Consider the following 17,048-nt stretch of genomic DNA (forward strand, 5'->3'; position numbering starts at 1 on the left):
TGGGCGCGGGCGAGGCGGGCGGGGCGGTCGGCCGGTCGGGGTGCGACGGCGAGGGGTGCACATGGCCGGGGCCTCCGCCGTTTCCGCCGGAGCCGTGGCCGCCGCCCGCGCCGGGCTCCGGGCCCGACGGCTGCACCGGGCTGGAGGGCGTACCGGGCTCGGACGGCGTCGGTGTGGCGCTCCCCGACGGGTCGCCCTCCTTCTCATCACCGCCGGCCGAGTGAGCCGGACCACTGCGGCCCATACGGTGCGGCCCGTCGCCGCGGCCGTCCACGGTCACCCCGCCGGGGCCGGGCGCGGCGTCCTTGCCGTCGTGGCGCGTGGTGCTGCCGGACGGCTTCTGCTCGTCCGGATCGCTCACGCTCATACAGCCGGCCAGCGAGACGACCAGCGCGGAGACGGTCACCGCCGCGGCGACGACCCGGGAGCGCACACGGCTCGCCGGCGGCTGCGGCGAGGCGGAGGCGGGGACGTCCGCGGGGAGAGAGACGGGGGTGGAGACGGAGACGACAGGGGCGGAGACAGGGGCAGGGGGCGGCGTCGGGGACAGGTGACGGTAAGGGCGCGGGCGCACGGCGGGACCTCCGGATCCGGAGCGCAGGGACGGCGACACGGACGCCCTGCCCAACTCCCGCCCCCCGCTTGAGGACACGCGCGGCGCCCGGCCGATCGCCTCAGCCGTAGCCGAGCGCGTGCAGCCGCTCGTCGTCGATCCCGAAGTGGTGCGCGATCTCATGAACGACCGTCACCTCGGTCTCCGCGACCACGTCCTCGCGTGTGGCGCACATCCGCAGCGTCGGCCCCCGGTAGATGGTGATCCGGTCCGGCAGCACGCCCGCGTACCACTCCCCACGGTCGGTCAGCGGTGTCCCCTCGTACAGCCCGAGCAGCTCGGGGTCCTCCGCCGGGGGCTCGTCCTCGACGAAGACCGCCACATTGTCCATCAGCCGGGTCAGCTCCGGCGGGATCCGGTCCAGCGACTCGGCGACCAGTTCCTCGAACTCCTCGCGCGTCATTTCCAGCACACCACCATTCTCCGCTACCCGGCCCCGCATCCGATCGTCGCCGCCCGCCCGCCGCACCGCAGCACGAACCGGAGCCGACGCCCCCGGCTTAACGCCCGCCATGGCGGGCATACGGGACCAATGGCCCGCGCAGCGCGCTCCCGGACACCGCACCCCGGCATACCGCAAACCCCCCTGCTCCGGCTGCTCCCTATCTGGCTCGGCGGCGTACACACGCTGCCCCGAACCGTCCGCCGCGACTACCGCTCCCGCCGTACACCCCCCACCGCCACCCTCATCGAGCCACCGCACCCCCGTGTCCGTTCCCTCGGCCTGATAGCCGTCACCGTCCTCGGCGCCTGGCTGGGGCTGCTGCTCATCGGCAGCTTCCACGCCCCCGTCGGCCCGATGGACACGACCATGGCGCTGCGCCCCTCACTGACCGGCGGCACCCGGATCGATGTCGCGCCGCTCGGCGACCTGGAACTGAGCAGCCACTACGGGCCCGTACGGCTCGATGTCGATGTCGACCGGCTGGATCCGGTCCGCTCCCAGGCGCTGGTCGACCACCCCGAGCGGTTCTCCGGCCTCCAGGCCGAGGTCACCCGTGACGTCACCCGCGGCGCCGTGGGACTGGCGCTGCACTCCTGTGTCGCCGTGGCGTCCGGCGCCACCGCCCTGGGCCTGGCCGTCTACCGCCGCCCGCGCCGCGCACTGGCCGCCGGCGGTCTGGCGCTCGCCCTGCTCGCCGCCTGCGCGGGTACCGCGTACGCCACCTGGAACCCCCGGTCCGTCCTGGAGCCGAAGTTCTCCGGACTGCTCTCCTCGGCCCCGTCCGTGGCCGGCAACGCCCGCAACATCGTCAGCGAATTCAACGTCTACCAAAAGGAGTTGGCGCGCCTGGTCACCAACGTCACCAAGCTGTACGACGCCACCTCGACGCTGCCGACGTACCAGCCGGACCCCACCACCATCCGGGTGCTGCATGTCTCCGACATCCACCTCAACCCCGGCAGCTGGCAGATCATCGCCTCCCTGGTGAAGCAGTACCGGATCAACGTGATCATCGACACCGGCGACACCATGGACCACGGCTCGGTCGCCGAGAACCACTTCCTGGACCCGGTGTCCACCCTGGGCGCCCCCTACGTCTGGGTGCGCGGCAACCACGACTCGCGCAGCACCCAGAAGTACCTGACCGGCCGCAAGCACGTCACCGTCCTCGACAACGGCAAGGTCACCCGGATCGCCGGCGTACGCATCGCGGGCGTCGGCGACCCGCAGTTCACCCCGGACCGCTCCGTGGTGGCGGCCGGCGAACCCGCCGAGCGCACCGCCGGCGGCCGGCTCGCCGATGCGCTGCGCACCCAGCGGCTGGCCGGCACCCCGGTCGATATCGCGCTGGCCCACAACCCCACCGCCGCGACCGAGGCGGACGGCCTGGCCCCGCTGGCGCTGGCCGGCCATCTCCACCACCGCGAGATCACCACGCTCCCCCAGGGCACCCGGCTGATGGTCGAGGGCTCGACGGGCGGCGGCGGGCTGCGCGCGGTGCAGAACAAGAAGCCCGCGCCGGTGCAGGCGTCGGTGCTCTATCTGGACCGGACGACGAAGCGGCTACAGGCGTGGGACGAGATCACCCTCGGCGGCCTGGGCCTGTCCCGTGCCGAGGTCAGCCGCCATCTCCCCCGGGAGAACCAACCCGGCGCGACACCCTCGCCGTCCGGTTCACCGCACCCGCCCGGCCCGTCGTCAGGGCCCTCGTCAGGCCCCTCGTCCGGCCCCTCGTCCAGCCCTCGTTCACACCCGGTCCGGGGCTCTTCCGACAGCCCCGGGTAAACCGTTTTGGCGAACGGTCCTCCCATCCCATATGCTTCTCACGTCCCCGACGGCGCCGGTAACGACGCCAAGGTGGCCACCAGCCCTCATCGTCTAGTGGCCCAGGACGCCGCCCTTTCAAGGCGGTAGCACGGGTTCGAATCCCGTTGGGGGCACGCATCATCGTGTGCGAGACTGGTTCACGCCGCTCTCGCGCAATGCAAGGTCCTGTGGAGCAGTTTGGAGTGCTCGCCACCCTGTCAAGGTGGAGGCCGCGGGTTCAAATCCCGTCAGGACCGCTGCGGCTGGGTAGCTCAGTTGGTACGAGCGATCGCCTGAAAAGCGATAGGTCGCCGGTTCGACCCCGGCCCCAGCCACACCCTTTGGGAAAGGCCCCGATTCATCGAATCGGGGCCTTCTTCATATCTGCTCCCCGCCGGCCCCCTCGATGCTCTGCGTGCGCTCACTCTCCGGCCGCCAGAAGATCAGCCGGGCGCCGCCACTGATGACCGCCGTCGCCCCCAGGCCCAGTGCCGCCCTCAGCAGCCGCACATCGCCGTCCCAGTCGTGCGGCGCGCCGAAGACCAGCCAGGCGGCGAACGCGATGCCGGCGGCCATCGTCGCGACACCCGCCATCTGTCGTAATCCCTTGTTCATGCGGTCATCTTCGCTCAGCGGCGGGGCGGCACGGTACGGGGGTGGGTGCGTCCGCGGCCCGCCGCCTCAGCCGGCCGCCGCATGCGCCGGTGTCACCTCGCGGCCACCCGGATGGCGGTGCCGCCAGCCCCAGAAGACCGTGCAGGAGAGCACCGACCAGCCGGCCAGCACCAGGAACGGGAAGGCGTGCTGGTGGCCGCCGAAGTAGACCGCGGTGTGCTGGGCGTTGACCGAGGCGCCGGGCGGCAGCCAGCGGCCGATGTGGCCGAGGGCGGACGGCAGCAGCGGCCAGGAGACCGCGCCGCCCGAGGACGGGTTGCCCAGCAGCACCATCAGTCCCCAGGTGGGGATCATCGCCCAGCGCCCCATCAGGGTGTTGAACATCGAGAAGACCATGCCGGAGGTGAACATGGTCAGCGCCAGGATCAGCCAGGACTCCACGAACGGCAGCCGCAGCGCGCCCAGCCACCAGTCGACCACCGCCGCGATGGCGAAGGCCCCCAGCAGCGCGTAGACCAGGATGAAGGCGATCCGCTCGGCCGGGTCGAGGGCGCGGGCGTGCACGCTGAGCTGGATCGCCCCGACGAAGCCGACGATCACCGCGGCCAGCGAGATGTAGAACAGCGCCAGCCCGCGCGGGTCGCCCTTCTGGAGCGGCTTGATGTCCTGGACCCGGACGTCCACACCGGTCGCCCGGCCGACCTTCACCCCGGACTCGGCCAGCAGCTGCGCCACCGTCGCGCCCGAGGCGCCGGACACATCCAGCTCCACACCCTTGCCGCGGGCCCGCAGCACCGCGAACTCCTGCTGTTCGTCGACGGCCCGCCGGGCCTCGCCGTATGTGGCGTACCCGGTCAGCCGGAGCGGGGCGTTCAGGGCCTTCTCCATGCCCAGGACGAACGCCTTCTCCTGCGGGGCGTGGCGGTGGCCGACCACGGCGGTCGGGATCTGCCGCGGGGTCGGATTGGCCATGGTGTACGTGTACGAGCCGGCGAAGAGGCCGGCCGCCGCGGCGACGATGAAGACCAGCACGACCGCGGGGAAGAACGGCGACTTCTTGAAGGCCGTCCATTTCTCCGCCGCGGTCCGGGGCCTGCCGCGTGCACCGCGATGATCAAACATAGGAACACGCTAAAGCAACGATGTCGGACATACCTGGTCAGGACTCTTGTCCGCGGCGGCCCGGGCGTCCACCATCCGGCCGCGCGGGCAAATGGTTCGCCAGTCGATCGGCCGAGGTGAGATCCTGGGGGACGTATGTCCAGTCAGCCTGCCTCCGCCCTGCCCGACGGCACTGCTCCCACGCTGCCCGACAGCACCGCTCCTACCCTCCCCGCAAGCGCCGCTCCCAGCCTCCCGGCTCTGCTGGAGCGTCTGCCCGAGCTGATGCTGCGCGACCAGCAGCGGCTGGGGCGCCGGCTCGACGGCGCGCGCCGGATCCGTAAGCCCGAGGCCCGGGCGGCCGTGCTCGCCGAGATCGCGGGCGGCATCGACGAGGCGGAGCTGCGGGTCGCCCAGCGGCGGGCCGCGGTCCCGGAGATCAGGTATCCGGAAGAGCTGCCCGTCAGCCAGAGGAAGGACGAGATCCTCGCCGCGATACGCGACCACCAGGTCGTGATCGTCGCCGGTGAGACCGGCTCCGGCAAGACGACCCAGATCCCCAAGATCTGCCTGGAGCTCGGCCGGGGCGTACGCGGTCTGATCGGGCACACCCAGCCGCGCCGGATCGCGGCCCGTACGGTCGCCGAGCGGGTGGCCGAGGAGCTGAGGACCCCGCTGGGCGAGGCGGTCGGCTGGAAGGTCCGCTTCACGGACCAGGTCGGCGGCGACACCCTCGTCAAGCTGATGACCGACGGCATTCTGCTCGCCGAGATCCAGACGGACCGCGAGCTGCGCCAGTACGACACGCTCATCATCGACGAGGCGCACGAGCGCAGCCTCAACATCGACTTCATCATGGGCTATCTGGCGCAGCTGCTGCCCCGGCGCCCGGATCTGAAGATCGTGATCACCTCCGCGACCATCGACCCGGAGCGGTTCGCGCGCCACTTCGGCGCCGTCGCTTCCGTGGACGCGTCCGACACGCCCGGTGAGCGGGACACCTCCGGGAGCGCGGACGGGGCGAGGCCGAGCGCGCCGATCGTCGAGGTCTCCGGCCGTACGTATCCGGTCGAGGTGCGCTATCGCCCGCTGCTGGAAGAGGGCGGTCAGGACGCCGACCGCGACCAGATCACCGCGATCTGCGACGCCGTGGACGAGCTGCAGGCCGCCGGGCCCGGCGACATCCTGGTCTTCCTCTCCGGCGAGCGGGAGATCCGCGACACCGCCGACGCGCTCAACAAGAAGGCGCTGCCCGCCACCGAGGTCCTCCCCCTGTATGCGCGGCTCTCGCACGCCGAACAGCATCGCGTCTTCCAGCGCCATACGGGCAGACGGATCGTGCTGGCCACGAACGTCGCCGAGACCTCACTGACCGTCCCGGGCATCAAGTACGTCATCGACCCGGGCATGGCCCGGATCTCCCGCTACAGCTATCGCACCAAGGTCCAGCGGCTGCCCATCGAGCCGATCTCGCAGGCCAGCGCCAATCAGCGCAAGGGCCGCTGCGGCCGTACCAGCGACGGCATCTGCATCCGCCTCTACTCCGAGGACGACTTCCTCTCCCGTCCCGAGTTCACCGACGCGGAGATCCTCCGTACGAACCTCGCCTCCGTCATCCTGCAGATGACCGCGGCCGGCCTCGGCGACATCGAGAAGTTCCCGTTCATCGATCCGCCGGACCGCCGCAACATCAAGGACGGCGTCGATCTGCTGAGCGAGCTCGGGGCGCTGGACGCCAAGCAGAAAGACGCCAAAAAGCGGCTCACCCCGCTCGGGCGCAAGCTCTCCCAGCTGCCGGTCGACCCGCGGCTGGCGCGGATGGTGCTGGAGGCGGACCGCAACGGCTGTGTCCGCGAGGTCATGGTCATCGCGGCGGCGCTGTCCATCCAGGATCCGCGCGAGCGGCCCTCCGACAAGCAGCAGCAGGCCGATCAGCAGCATGCCCGCTTCAAGGACGAGACCTCCGACTTCCTCGCCTTCCTCAACCTGTGGCGCTATATCCGCGAGCAGCAGAAGGAACTGTCCTCCTCGGCCTTCCGCCGGATGTGCCGGAGCGAGTTCCTGAACTATCTCCGGATACGCGAGTGGCAGGACATCTACTCCCAGCTGCGTTCGGTCGCCAAGACCATGGGCATCCACCTCAGCGAGGAGGATGCGGCCCCCGAGCACATTCACACCTCCCTGCTTTCCGGTTTGCTTTCGCATATCGGATTGAAGGACACGGACGCCAAGAACGAGTATCTCGGCGCCCGCAGCGCCAAGTTCGCGGTCTTCCCCGGCTCCGCGCTCTTCAAGAAGCCCCCGCGCTGGGTCATGTCGGCGGAGCTGGTGGAGACCTCCCGCCTGTGGGCGCGGGTGAACGCCAGGATCGAACCCGAGTGGATCGAGCCGCTCGCCCAGCACCTGGTGAAACGGACGTACAGCGAGCCGCACTGGGAACAGAAGATGGCCGCGGTGATGGCGTACGAGCGGGTGACGCTCTACGGCGTCCCGATCGTCGCCCAGCGCAAGATCACCTACGGCCGGATCGACCCGGAGACCTCGCGCGATCTGTTCATCCGCAACGCCCTGGTCGAGGGCGACTGGCGCACACACCACCAGTTCTTCCATGACAACCGCAAACTTCTCGGCGAGGTCGAGGAGTTGGAGCACCGCGCCCGGCGCCGCGACATCCTCGTGGACGACGAGACGCTCTTCGACTTCTACGACCAGCGCATTCCGGCGGATGTGGTCTCCGGGGCGCACTTCGACGCCTGGTGGAAGAAGCAGCAGCGGGAAGAGCCGGAGCTGCTCAACTTCGAGCACTCGATGCTCATCAACGAATCCGCCGAGGCCGTCACCAAGGACGACTACCCCGATTCCTGGCGGCAGGGACAGCTGAAGTTCAAGGTCACCTACCAGTTCGAGCCGGGGGCCGACGCGGACGGCGTGACCGTCCACATCCCGCTCCAGGTCCTCAACCAGGTCTCCTCCGAGGGCTTCGACTGGCAGATCCCGGGCCTGCGCGAGCAGTTGGTGACGGAGCTGATCCGCTCGCTGCCCAAGCCGATCCGGCGCAACTACGTACCCGCGCCGAACTTCGCGGCCCGCTTCCTGGACTCCACGGTCCCTCTGCAGGGCGCCCTGACGGCCTCTCTGGCCGCCGGGCTGCAGCGGATGGTGGGCGTACCGGTCGAGGCCGCCGACTTCGACACCGGCAAGATCCCCGACCACCTCAAGATCACCTTCCGGGTTGTCGACGAGCGGCGCCACAAGCTGGCCGAGGCCAAGGACCTGGAAGCGCTGCGGCTGAAGCTCAAGCCGAAGACCAGGGCGGCCATCTCCAAGGCCTTCGAGCAGGCCGCCGAGCGGCCCACCAGGGACCGCAAGGGCGGCGCGGGCGACGGGCCGGCGACGGCCGGACCCGAGCAGCGGACCGGGCTGACGTCCTGGACGATCGGCACGCTGCCGCGCACCTTCGAGACCAGGCGCGGGGGCCAGCCGCTGAAGGCCTACCCGGCGCTGGTCGACGAGGGCAGCAGCGTCGCCGTACGCCTCTTCGACACCGAGGCCGAGCAGCTGACGGCGATGTGGGCGGGCACCCGCCGCCTCATCCTGCTCAACATCCCCTCCAACCCCGCCAAGTTCGCCCAGGACAAGCTGAGCAACCAGCAGAAGCTCGCGCTGTCCCGTAATCCGCACGGCTCGATCGGGGCGCTCTTCGAGGACTGTGTGACCGCCGCCGCCGATCGTCTGATCGCGGCCCGGGGCGGTCCGGCATGGGACGAGGAGTCCTTCCGGAAGCTGTTCGACGCGGTCCGCGCCGACCTGGTGGACGTCACGCTGCGGACCATCCAGCAGGTCCAGGAGGTGCTGGCCGCCTGGCAGGCGTGCGAACGCCGGCTGAAGGACACCACGTTCCCCTCGCTGCTGCCGTCGCTGACGGACATCAAGGAGCAGCTGGCGGGCCTGATCAAGCCGGGCTTCGTGACCACGCACGGCGCCAAGCGGCTGCCGGATCTGATGCGCTATCTGGTGGCCGCCGACCGCCGGCTTCAGCAGCTGCCCACCAACGCCGAGCGGGACCGCACCCGTATGGCGAAGGTGAAGGAGATGCAGGACGAATACGCCTGGCTGCTGGAGCAGTTCCCGCCCGGCCGCCCGGTGCCGGCCGCGGCCCTGGAGATCCGCTGGATGATCGAGGAGCTCCGGGTGAGCTACTTCGCGCATGCGCTGGGGACCGCGTATCCGGTCTCCGACAAGCGGATCGTGAAGGCCGTGACCGCCGCCGCGCCCTGACGGACGACGGTCACCGGTATCGAGTTCGACCGCACCCCCTGACCTGCTGTAGAGTCTTGCTTCGCAGCCCGCCGCAAGCGGAAAGCGAAACGCAAGGTCCTGTGGAGCAGTTTGGAGTGCTCGCCACCCTGTCAAGGTGGAGGCCGCGGGTTCAAATCCCGTCAGGACCGCACTTTTACGGCCCGCATCCTCATCGGATGCGGGCCGTTCTGCTGTCCGGATCAGGCCATCCGGCGAGGGCGCCGTCGCCGGACACCGCGCATCCCGTCAGGGCCGCACAGCGCACGCGGGCCGCCCTGCTGTCCGGATCGGGCCGTCCGCGGCGGCTGCGGGCCGTAGCGCGTTTGCTGCTCGCCGTATTGACGGCGGCACGTACCGCCGGTACTCACAGAGGAAGCGTGGGGGCCGGGGAGGGATCTGCGATGACGACTGCGGTACGGCACGAGACCAGGGCGCTGCTACGGGCCCATCTGTCAGCCGCCACGGGCTACCGCCATCTGACGCGGCACTGCCCGATCTGCCATCAGCTGCAGCGGCTCGTCATGGAGCCGCACACGGCCCGCTCCGGGCCCGCGGCGCCCGCGTCCGCCCCCGCCCGGTCCGCGCCCGCCTGCGAGCCGTCGGCGGCCGAGGACGAAAGTCCCGCGGCCCGGTGACCGACGATGCCTGCGCCATGCCCCGTGCGGTGACAGGTTGTTGAGTGTGGCGAGGGAAGTTCTCTACCGCAGCGGACGTATCGTCTTCAAGCGCCATGTCATGTGACGGGTGTCACCGAACAAGTTTGACGGGACAGGGAACTTACACCTCCCCTACAACCAGTCAATTTAATATGTGCAATTGCACTACCCTCGAACAGCTTGTGAACGAGACCGCAGGGTCCGCGGGGAAAGGCCCCCACAGGGCCTCTCAAGACGCCCAGAAAGCCACCCGGGGCGGCGCCGGCGCCAGGCCGGCCCGACCGCTCTGACGGGCCCGGGAGCGGGCGTGCACAAAAAAGATCGCGCTGGACCCGGCGGAGTCCAGCGCGATCGGTGACGTACCCAGATGGAGCGGGTGTGGGGCCTGTGGGGCAGGCGCCGCGTCGTATGAAGCTGTGTGGAGCGTGGGTGGAGCAGGTCGAGCTATGTGGTGCGAAGTAGGCATTTTCGGGTTGGGGGCCCCGAAAACGACCTGGTTATGCGGTTGTTCAGGCCTCGCTGCGCTGCTGCGGGATGCCCGCAAGCAGTGCGCGGACCTCAGCCTCGCGGTAACGCCGGTGTCCTCCGAGCGTGCGGATGGACGTGAGCTTGCCTGCCTTGGCCCAACGGGTGACCGTCTTCGGGTCCACGCGGAACATCGTGGCAACCTCGGCAGGGGTCAGCAGCGGCTCGGCGTCAGGGGTGCGAGCGGTCATGAGCGGCCTCCTCGGGAGAACCGAACCATCACGGTTCTTTCCTCTAAATTCTGCACCTTGACCCACGTTGCCCGAAATGGCGGACGCGGGCCGAGTCGGTTATAGGACGAACGGCTTGTCCTCGGCACTACAACTACACCATCCGTCCAGCCACGTCGGCCAAACCGATGGAATTGCCCTCTCAGGTGTTCAACCTCGGCGGATGCCGATGGACCGTGCCATAGCGGACAGTCACACGGCCGTGACGATCAGTCACAACGTGCTCAGCCGCCACGAGACCCCTCAAGGAACGCAATACCGATCTATCCGCCCTTAGTTGGACGGAAGGAGCCCACGTCGGGCTCCTTGTCCTATTTTGGCACGAGGGTATGGCTTGGGAGCAAGACCCGAAGTCAGTGCTTTAGGTCACGCTTGAGGCAATCGCCCGGTTAAGGACCTACGTCCCTTACCGCCCAACCACCGAAAAGCGAACACAGCACTTCCGCGCCACGAACCTTTGGCACTTCCTCGGAGCTCAGCTGGAGAACTGACGCTCGCGGACCGCACGCCACCGCTGCGAAAGCTTCTCGTACGCGACCCCGGCCCGCTCACCGTCCCCCTCGCGCAGCGCCGCCAGCCCCTCCGCCACTTCCGCGGCGGAACGGTCCTCGGCGAGCTGCCCTTCGGGCACCGCGTGCACCAGCCCTCCGTAGTCCAGCTCCACGAGCGAACGCGGATGGAATTCTTCGAGCCAGCGCCCCACATCTACCAGGCCGTCGATCAGCGGCCCCTCTTCCAGGGCGTCCCGCAGCGTCCGCAGCCCCCGCGCGACCCGCCGTCTGGCCTGCACCATCGGCGTCCGGTAACGCAGCACAGGCGCCTGGTCACTCTTCGCATACTCCCGCTCGCCGTCGTCGAACAGCACGAACCAGCGGACCGGGACATGCCAGGTCGCCGCGCGGATCCACGGCCTGGCGTCCGGGTTGCGCTCGCGCCACCGCTCGTAGTCGGTGGCCGCCTGCCGGCGCACCACCGGGGGCAGCGCCGCATCCAGCACCGACGCCGGCAGCAGCTCCTCCAGCGCCTCCAGGGCCTGCCAGCCGCGCAGCCGGGTGCGCCACGGACAGACGCAGGTCACCTCGTTCACGACGGCGATGAACGCGTCCGCGCTCTCGTGGACCGGCACCGGCACCGGCGGGGTCGGCAGCAGATCGGCCAGCGCCCGGCGCTGCTCGTCCTGGGCGGTAGGGGTGTTCTCCCGTTTGGCATAGCGGGCCCAGTGCGAGCGCTCCGGCTCGGGGAACGCTGCCAGCGGCTCGTAGACCCGTAGATATGCCATATACGGGACCTTCACCGACGACGCCAACGCCACGCCCGCTCCTTAAAGGAAAGTCCGCCGCCGGGAGATCCCGAGGGCCCCCGACCGGCCTGCGATACGACCAGATCGTCCCACGCCCGTCCCCCGGGAGAGGGTGATCCTCGGCACCTGACCGATCAACCGGCCCCGCAGGTCTTACGCTCTTTTCAACCGGCCCTCCCCACCCGCAGGAGGGCGTCCTTCGCGACTTATGGGAGTCACCACAGTGACTGACGTACGTCCGGCCCCCGCCGGCACCGACGGCGTTCTGCACACCCTGTTCCGATCGGAGCAAGGGGGCCATGAGCAGGTCGTTCTCTGCCAGGACCGCGCCAGCGGCCTCAAGGCCGTGATCGCCATCCACAGCACCGCCCTGGGCCCCGCCCTCGGCGGCACCCGCTTCCACGCCTACGCCTCCGAGGAGGAGGCCGTGCTGGACGCACTGAACCTCGCGCGCGGCATGTCCTACAAGAACGCCCTCGCCGGGCTGGACCACGGCGGCGGGAAGGCCGTGATCATCGGTGACCCCGACCTGATCAAGACCGAGGAACTCCTGCTCGCCTACGGCCGGTTCGTGGCATCCCTCGGGGGCCGCTATGTCACCGCGTGCGACGTCGGTACGTACGTCGCCGACATGGACGTGGTCGCCCGTACGAACAAGTGGACCACCGGCCGCTCCCCCGAGAACGGCGGCGCCGGCGACTCCTCCGTCCTGACCGCCTACGGCGTCTTCCAGGGCATGCGCGCCTCGGCCCAGCACGCGTGGGGCGACCCGACGCTGCGCGGCCGCAAGGTGGGCGTCGCGGGCGTCGGCAAGGTGGGCCACCTCCTCGTCGAGCACCTCCTCAAGGACGGCGCCGAGGTCGTGATCACGGACGTACGCGGCGAGTCGGTGGACCGTGTCCGCGCCAAGCACCCGCAGGTGGCCGTCGCCGCGGACACCGAGGCGCTGATCCGCACCGAAGGTCTGGACGTGTACGCGCCGTGCGCGCTGGGCGGGGCGCTCAGCGACGACTCGGTGCCGGTGCTGACCGCGAAGGTGGTGTGCGGCGCAGCCAACAACCAGCTCGCGCACCCGGGAGTCGAGAAGGATCTGTCCGACCGCGGCATCCTCTACGCGCCCGATTACGTGGTGAACGCCGGCGGTGTCATCCAGGTGGCCGACGAGCTGCACGGCTTCGACTTCGACCGCTGCAAGACCAAGGCGGCGAAGATCTTCGACACCACACTGGCCATATTCGCTCGTGCGAAGGCCGACGGCATTCCGCCCGCCGCGGCCGCCGACCGACTGGCCGAGCAGCGCATGGCGGAGGCGCGGCACGCCTGACGACGGCCGGAAAAACCGGCCTTGTCGGCCGGAAACACAGCCTTGCGCGGCCCGCCACGGGTGGTCGGGGAGACATCCCTCACCACCCGTCGGCGGGTCGCCGCACAGGACAGGTTAAAATCGCAGTTGACCAGCGGGGACGGGGCGACTCGCAGGTCATGCCGAGCGGCGGGTGATGCGGGCGACGTACCGTATGGCCGCGGAAGCAGGTACCGTTAAAGCCCTACGGGCCGGTCTCTCTGTCGAGAGCCCGCTCTGATCCATGAACGCGTGTCAAGACTCTGGGGCCATCGAGCCCCGTCATTGAGGGGGTCGACCCATGGGGCGCGGCCGGGCCAAGGCCAAGCAGACGAAGGTCGCCCGCCAGCTGAAGTACAGCAGCGGTGGGACGGATCTCTCACGACTGGCCGACGAGCTGGGTGCATCACCGTCGAACCAGCAGCCTCCGAACGCAGAGCCGTTCGAGGATGACGAGGACGACGACCCGTACGCACGGTACGCAGATCTGTACAACGGCGACGACGACGATGAAGACGAGGGCGACTCCTCTCAGCAGCGTCGTCGCGCTTGACGCGCTGTGCACTCGCGGCACCCATAACATCATCACGGACCCGGTCCAGGGCTTTGCCCGGGCCGGGTTCTGTGCTGCCCAGATGGCCGCCGCCGTTGCGGCGGCCACCCGGCTCAGCTCGTGGCTGCATCTATCGTGAATACGTACCGGTCAGGGTCACAGCCTCGGTGCGGTCGCCACGCTCGACGATCTCACCGCTGACCCAGGCATCCACCCCGCGGTCGGCGAGCGTGGTCAGGGCGGCCTCCACCGACTCCTGGGGGACGACGGCGATCATGCCGACGCCCATGTTCAGGGTCTTCTCCAGCTCCAGGCGCTCGACCGAGCCGGCCGAGCCGACCAGATCGAAGACCGGGCCCGGCGTCCAGGTGGCGCGGTCGACGGTGGCGTGCAGCCCGTCCGGGATCACCCGGGCGAGGTTGTTGGCCAGTCCGCCGCCGGTGATGTGCGAGAAGGCGTGCACCTCGGTCGTACGGGTCAGCGCCAGACAGTCCAGCGAGTAGATCTTGGTGGGCTCCAGCAGCTCCTCGCCCAGCGTGCGGCCGAACTCCGGGATCTCCCGGTCCAGAGCCATGCCCGCCCGGTCGAAGAGCACATGGCGGACCAGCGAGTACCCGTTGGAGTGAAGTCCGGAGGACGCCATCGCGATCACCGCGTCGCCCGTACGGATGCGATCAGCGCCCAGCACCCGGTCCGCCTCGACGACACCCGTGCCGGCGCCGGCGACATCGAACTCGTCCGCGCCCAGCAGCCCCGGGTGCTCCGCGGTCTCGCCGCCGACCAGCGCACAGCCGGCCAGCACACAGCCCTCGGCGATGCCCTTGACGATCGCGGCGACCCGCTCGGGGTAGACCTTGCCGACGCAGATGTAGTCGGTCATGAACAGCGGCTCGGCGCCGCAGACGACCAGGTCGTCGACGACCATGCCGACGAGGTCGTGGCCGATGCTGTCGTAGACGCCCATCTTGCGTGCGATGTCGACCTTCGTGCCGACGCCGTCGGTGGCCGAGGCCAGCAGCGGACGCTCGTAGCGCTTCAGCGCCGAGGCGTCGAAGAGGCCGGCGAAGCCGCCGAGCCCGCCGACGACCTCGGGGCGGGTGGCCTTCTTCACCCACTCCTTCATCAGGTCCACGGCGCGGTCGCCGGCTTCGATGTCGACGCCCGCGGCTGCGTAGCTGGCACCAGTGGTCTCGGGCATGGCTGAGAACTTTCGTGTCGTGTGTGTACGAGCTCTACGGGCGACGCAGCGCGTCGGCGCCGCCGATCCCGGCGGTGAGCGTCTGGACGCCGTCCACATCGGACTTTGCCGGGGCCGCGGTCTCCGACTCCAGGAGGTGCTTGCCCAGGAGCTCCGGGTCCGGCAGCTCCATCGGGTATTCGCCGTCGAAGCAGGCGCGGCACAGATTCGGCTTGGCGATGGTGGTCGCCTCGATCATGCCGTCGATGGAGATGTACGCCAGCGAGTCGGCGCCCAGGGACTTGCCGATCTCCTCGACCGTCAGGCCGTTGGCGATCAGCTCGGCGCGGGTGGCGAAGTCGATGCCGAAGAAGCACGGCCACTTGATCGGCGGGGAGGAGATCCGGATGTGGATCTCGGCCGCGCCGGCCTCGCGGAGCATCCGTACGAGGGCGCGCTGGGTGTTGCCGCGGACGATCGAGTCGTCGACGACCACCAGGCGCTTGCCGCGGATGACTTCCTTCAGCGGGTTCAGCTTCAGCCGGATGCCCAGCTGACGGATGGTCTGCGAGGGCTGGATGAAGGTCCGGCCGACGTAGGAGTTCTTGACCAGGCCGGAACCGTAGGGGATGCCACTGGCCTCGGCGTATCCGACGGCGGCGGGTGTGCCGGACTCCGGCGTCGCTATCACCAGGTCGGCGTCGGCCGGGGCTTCGGCGGCCAGTTTGCGGCCCATCTCCACACGGGAGAGGTACACATTGCGGCCGGCGATATCGGTGTCCGGGCGGGCGAGGTAGACGTACTCGAAGACGCAGCCCTTGGGGCGGGCCTCGGCGAAACGGCTGCTGCGCAGGCCGTTCTCGTCGATGGCGACCATCTCACCCGGCTCGATCTCCCGGATGAAGCTGGCACCGCAGATGTCGAGGGCGGCGGTCTCGGAGGCGACCACCCAGCCGCGCTCCAGACGGCCCAGGACCAGCGGGCGGATGCCCTGCGGGTCACGGGCGGCGTAGAGCGTGTGCTCGTCCATGAAGCAGAGCGAGAAGGCGCCCATGACCTTCGGCAGGACGCGCGGGGCGGCCTCCTCGACGGTCAGCGGCTTGCCGTCCTCGTCCACCTGGCCGGCCAGCAGCGCCGTCACGAGATCGGTGTCATTGGTGGCCGCGACCTGGGTCGCGCGTCCGCCCTCACGGGGCAGCGCGGCGACCAGATCCGCCAGCTCGGCGGTGTTGACCAGGTTGCCGTTGTGGCCGAGCGCGATCGAGCCGTGCGCGGTGGCACGGAACGTCGGCTGGGCGTTCTCCCACACCGAGGCACCGGTGGTGGAGTAGCGGGCATGGCCCACGGCGATATGGCCCTGGAGGGAGCCGAGCGAAGTCTCGTCGAAGACCTGGGAAACCAGGCCCATGTCCTTGAAAACGAGGATCTGGGAGCCGTTGCTCACTGCGATGCCCGCGGACTCCTGTCCACGGTGCTGCAGCGCGTACAGCCCGAAATAGGTGAGTTTGGCGACCTCTTCACCCGGAGCCCAGACACCGAAGACGCCGCAAGCGTCCTGGGGGCCCTTCTCACCGGGGAGCAGGTCGTGGTTGAGTCGTCCGTCACCACGTGGCACGCCCCCGAGTCTAGGGCAGGTCGCGCATTCATCCGAACCGGGGATGGCCGCGAATCTGGATGAGTGCATGAACGGCGCGTTAAGCATGCTTGACGTGGTCACGGCCATCCCGACAGGATTTCGGCCCATGCAGACCCCGCAGCCCTTGGCGCACCTGGTGTGTCACCGGGCGCCCCGCCTCGCGCAGCGCCTCGTACGGCGCCGCCATGTCGACCTCGGCCGGGTCGCGAGCGCCATCTGTCGCTGCGGATCGGCGCAGTAGCTGCGGGTAGCGACGGCCGGGCGCGACGACCGCGTTCCGGATCTTCCCCGATCCTCCGTCCGCCCTTCTGAGCTGCGCTTTCGTAGCGGTCTTGCGGACTTTCGCGTTCCGCTTCCCGTCTCTTTCGCCGCCCGCCCGGCATGCGCCTCTTGCTCACCCGTGCCGGGTTTGTCGGCCAGGGGCGCCGTACCGCCTGTGTGAGATACGCGACGCCGCCTCCGCCCGCCGCCGTCCCCGCCGGCCGTGGCTCGCATCGCGACCCGTCACGTCCACTCTGGAGAGCCGAATCGATGACCTCCGTCGACCCTTCCACGCCCGAAAACTCCGATAGATCCGCATCTGCGGCCGCCTCCGGATCCACCTCCGGATCCGCCGCGATCTCGCGCCGTACCTTCGGCGGGCTCGCCGGCGCCGGTGCCGCGGCCGCCGTCGGCGGACTCGGTGCCGTCGCCTCGGTCGCGGGCGCGACAAGCGCCGCCGCTGCCACCGCCGGCCCGCAGGAGCGGCCC

The 17,048-nt window shown here is 69.8% G+C and carries 15 protein-coding genes and 4 tRNA genes; 11 read left to right on the plus strand and 8 right to left on the minus strand.

What is annotated here, in order from left to right; genetic code table 11:
* Together DY245_RS38790 and DY245_RS38795 are read right to left on the minus strand one after the other, a co-directional pair.
* On the minus strand, positions 1-574 hold a 574-nt coding region (locus tag DY245_RS38790), incomplete at its 3' end, for a hypothetical protein (RefSeq protein ID WP_244943533.1).
* 100 nt (positions 575-674) lie between these two features.
* Positions 675-1,025 (minus strand): metallopeptidase family protein, encoded by a 351-nt coding sequence (locus tag DY245_RS38795; protein ID WP_181924054.1) that lies wholly within the window; start codon positions 1,023-1,025, stop codon positions 675-677.
* 120 nt (positions 1,026-1,145) lie between these two features.
* On the opposite strand from DY245_RS38795, the gene DY245_RS38800 reads away from it, so the two are divergent.
* The 4 genes from DY245_RS38800 to DY245_RS38815 all read left to right on the plus strand — a co-directional run bounded on the left by DY245_RS38800 (position 1,146) and on the right by DY245_RS38815 (position 3,199).
* A complete protein-coding gene (locus tag DY245_RS38800) occupies positions 1,146-2,843 on the plus strand; it encodes a metallophosphoesterase family protein (protein ID WP_128511806.1) in 1,698 nt (565 codons plus the stop codon).
* 82 nt (positions 2,844-2,925) lie between these two features.
* Positions 2,926-2,998, plus strand: a tRNA-Glu gene (locus DY245_RS38805).
* A gap of 48 nt (positions 2,999-3,046) precedes the next feature.
* Positions 3,047-3,121 (plus strand) — tRNA-Asp (locus tag DY245_RS38810).
* A gap of 4 nt (positions 3,122-3,125) precedes the next feature.
* Positions 3,126-3,199, plus strand: a tRNA-Phe gene (locus DY245_RS38815).
* 43 nt (positions 3,200-3,242) lie between these two features.
* On the opposite strand, the gene DY245_RS38820 is transcribed toward DY245_RS38815, so the two are convergent.
* Both DY245_RS38820 and DY245_RS38825 read right to left on the minus strand, forming a co-directional pair.
* Positions 3,243-3,479, minus strand: coding sequence for a hypothetical protein (locus DY245_RS38820; protein ID WP_244943534.1), 237 nt, complete (start codon positions 3,477-3,479; stop codon positions 3,243-3,245).
* A gap of 66 nt (positions 3,480-3,545) precedes the next feature.
* Entirely contained in the window at positions 3,546-4,601 is a 1,056-nt protein-coding gene (locus DY245_RS38825; RefSeq protein ID WP_128511807.1) for an ABC-2 transporter permease, read from the minus strand.
* A gap of 264 nt (positions 4,602-4,865) precedes the next feature.
* Here DY245_RS38825 and hrpA point away from each other — a divergent pair, with 264 nt between their 5' ends.
* The 3 genes from hrpA to DY245_RS38840 all read left to right on the plus strand — a co-directional run bounded on the left by hrpA (position 4,866) and on the right by DY245_RS38840 (position 9,514).
* The gene (gene hrpA / locus DY245_RS38830) at positions 4,866-8,858 is read left to right on the plus strand and encodes an ATP-dependent RNA helicase HrpA (protein WP_244943535.1); all 3,993 of its coding nucleotides are present in this window, start codon (positions 4,866-4,868) and stop codon (positions 8,856-8,858) included.
* Between the two features lie 95 nt (positions 8,859-8,953).
* Positions 8,954-9,028 (plus strand) — tRNA-Asp (locus DY245_RS38835).
* A 252-nt stretch (positions 9,029-9,280) separates the two neighbouring features.
* Positions 9,281-9,514: a DUF6274 family protein gene (locus tag DY245_RS38840; protein ID WP_128511809.1), complete on the plus strand. Its 234-nt coding sequence runs from the start codon at positions 9,281-9,283 to the stop codon at positions 9,512-9,514.
* A 530-nt stretch (positions 9,515-10,044) separates the two neighbouring features.
* Here DY245_RS38840 and bldC read toward each other — a convergent pair.
* A complete protein-coding gene (gene bldC / locus DY245_RS38845) occupies positions 10,045-10,251 on the minus strand; it encodes a developmental transcriptional regulator BldC (protein WP_003949541.1) in 207 nt (68 codons plus the stop codon).
* Positions 10,252-10,765: 514 nt separating this feature from the next.
* On the minus strand, positions 10,766-11,602 hold the full coding sequence (locus tag DY245_RS38850; protein WP_128511810.1) for a DUF8083 family protein: 837 nt from the start codon (positions 11,600-11,602) through the stop codon (positions 10,766-10,768).
* A 196-nt stretch (positions 11,603-11,798) separates the two neighbouring features.
* On the opposite strand from DY245_RS38850, the gene DY245_RS38855 reads away from it, so the two are divergent.
* The gene (locus DY245_RS38855) at positions 11,799-12,914 is read left to right on the plus strand and encodes a Leu/Phe/Val dehydrogenase (RefSeq protein ID WP_128511811.1); all 1,116 of its coding nucleotides are present in this window, start codon (positions 11,799-11,801) and stop codon (positions 12,912-12,914) included.
* 319 nt (positions 12,915-13,233) lie between these two features.
* Complete coding sequence (locus tag DY245_RS38860; RefSeq protein ID WP_128511812.1) at positions 13,234-13,485, plus strand: DUF3073 domain-containing protein; 252 nt, start codon at positions 13,234-13,236, stop codon at positions 13,483-13,485.
* Between the two features lie 130 nt (positions 13,486-13,615).
* Here DY245_RS38860 and purM read toward each other — a convergent pair whose 3' ends face one another.
* The gene (purM, locus tag DY245_RS38865; RefSeq protein ID WP_128511813.1) at positions 13,616-14,683 is read right to left on the minus strand and encodes a phosphoribosylformylglycinamidine cyclo-ligase; all 1,068 of its coding nucleotides are present in this window, start codon (positions 14,681-14,683) and stop codon (positions 13,616-13,618) included.
* A gap of 34 nt (positions 14,684-14,717) precedes the next feature.
* Positions 14,718-16,277 (minus strand): amidophosphoribosyltransferase, encoded by a 1,560-nt coding sequence (gene purF / locus DY245_RS38870; protein WP_128511814.1) that lies wholly within the window; start codon positions 16,275-16,277, stop codon positions 14,718-14,720.
* A gap of 127 nt (positions 16,278-16,404) precedes the next feature.
* Here purF and DY245_RS47735 point away from each other — a divergent pair, with 127 nt between their 5' ends.
* Both DY245_RS47735 and DY245_RS45535 read left to right on the plus strand, forming a co-directional pair.
* Entirely contained in the window at positions 16,405-16,539 is a 135-nt protein-coding gene (locus DY245_RS47735) for a putative leader peptide (RefSeq protein WP_280525052.1), read from the plus strand.
* 290 nt (positions 16,540-16,829) lie between these two features.
* A partial coding sequence (locus DY245_RS45535) for a hypothetical protein (protein ID WP_220377995.1) occupies positions 16,830-17,048 on the plus strand: 219 nt, incomplete at its 3' end.

The organism is Streptomyces inhibens, from assembly GCF_003389455.1.
In the GTDB taxonomy this organism is placed as follows: Bacteria; Actinomycetota; Actinomycetes; order Streptomycetales; family Streptomycetaceae; genus Streptomyces; species Streptomyces inhibens.

Coding starts and splice junctions, on each gene's coding strand:
- DY245_RS38800 (WP_128511806.1), top strand. CDS start 1,146: ATGGCCCGCGCAGCGCGCTCCCGGACACCGCACCCCGGCATACCGCAA.
- DY245_RS38820 (WP_244943534.1), bottom strand. CDS start 3,479: ATGAACAAGGGATTACGACAGATGGCGGGTGTCGCGACGATGGCCGCC.
- DY245_RS38825 (WP_128511807.1), bottom strand. CDS start 4,601: ATGTTTGATCATCGCGGTGCACGCGGCAGGCCCCGGACCGCGGCGGAG.
- hrpA (WP_244943535.1), top strand. CDS start 4,866: ATGCTGCGCGACCAGCAGCGGCTGGGGCGCCGGCTCGACGGCGCGCGC.
- DY245_RS38840 (WP_128511809.1), top strand. CDS start 9,281: ATGACGACTGCGGTACGGCACGAGACCAGGGCGCTGCTACGGGCCCAT.
- bldC (WP_003949541.1), bottom strand. CDS start 10,251: ATGACCGCTCGCACCCCTGACGCCGAGCCGCTGCTGACCCCTGCCGAG.
- DY245_RS38855 (WP_128511811.1), top strand. CDS start 11,799: ATGGGAGTCACCACAGTGACTGACGTACGTCCGGCCCCCGCCGGCACC.
- DY245_RS38860 (WP_128511812.1), top strand. CDS start 13,234: ATGGGGCGCGGCCGGGCCAAGGCCAAGCAGACGAAGGTCGCCCGCCAG.
- purM (WP_128511813.1), bottom strand. CDS start 14,683: ATGCCCGAGACCACTGGTGCCAGCTACGCAGCCGCGGGCGTCGACATC.
- DY245_RS47735 (WP_280525052.1), top strand. CDS start 16,405: ATGCAGACCCCGCAGCCCTTGGCGCACCTGGTGTGTCACCGGGCGCCC.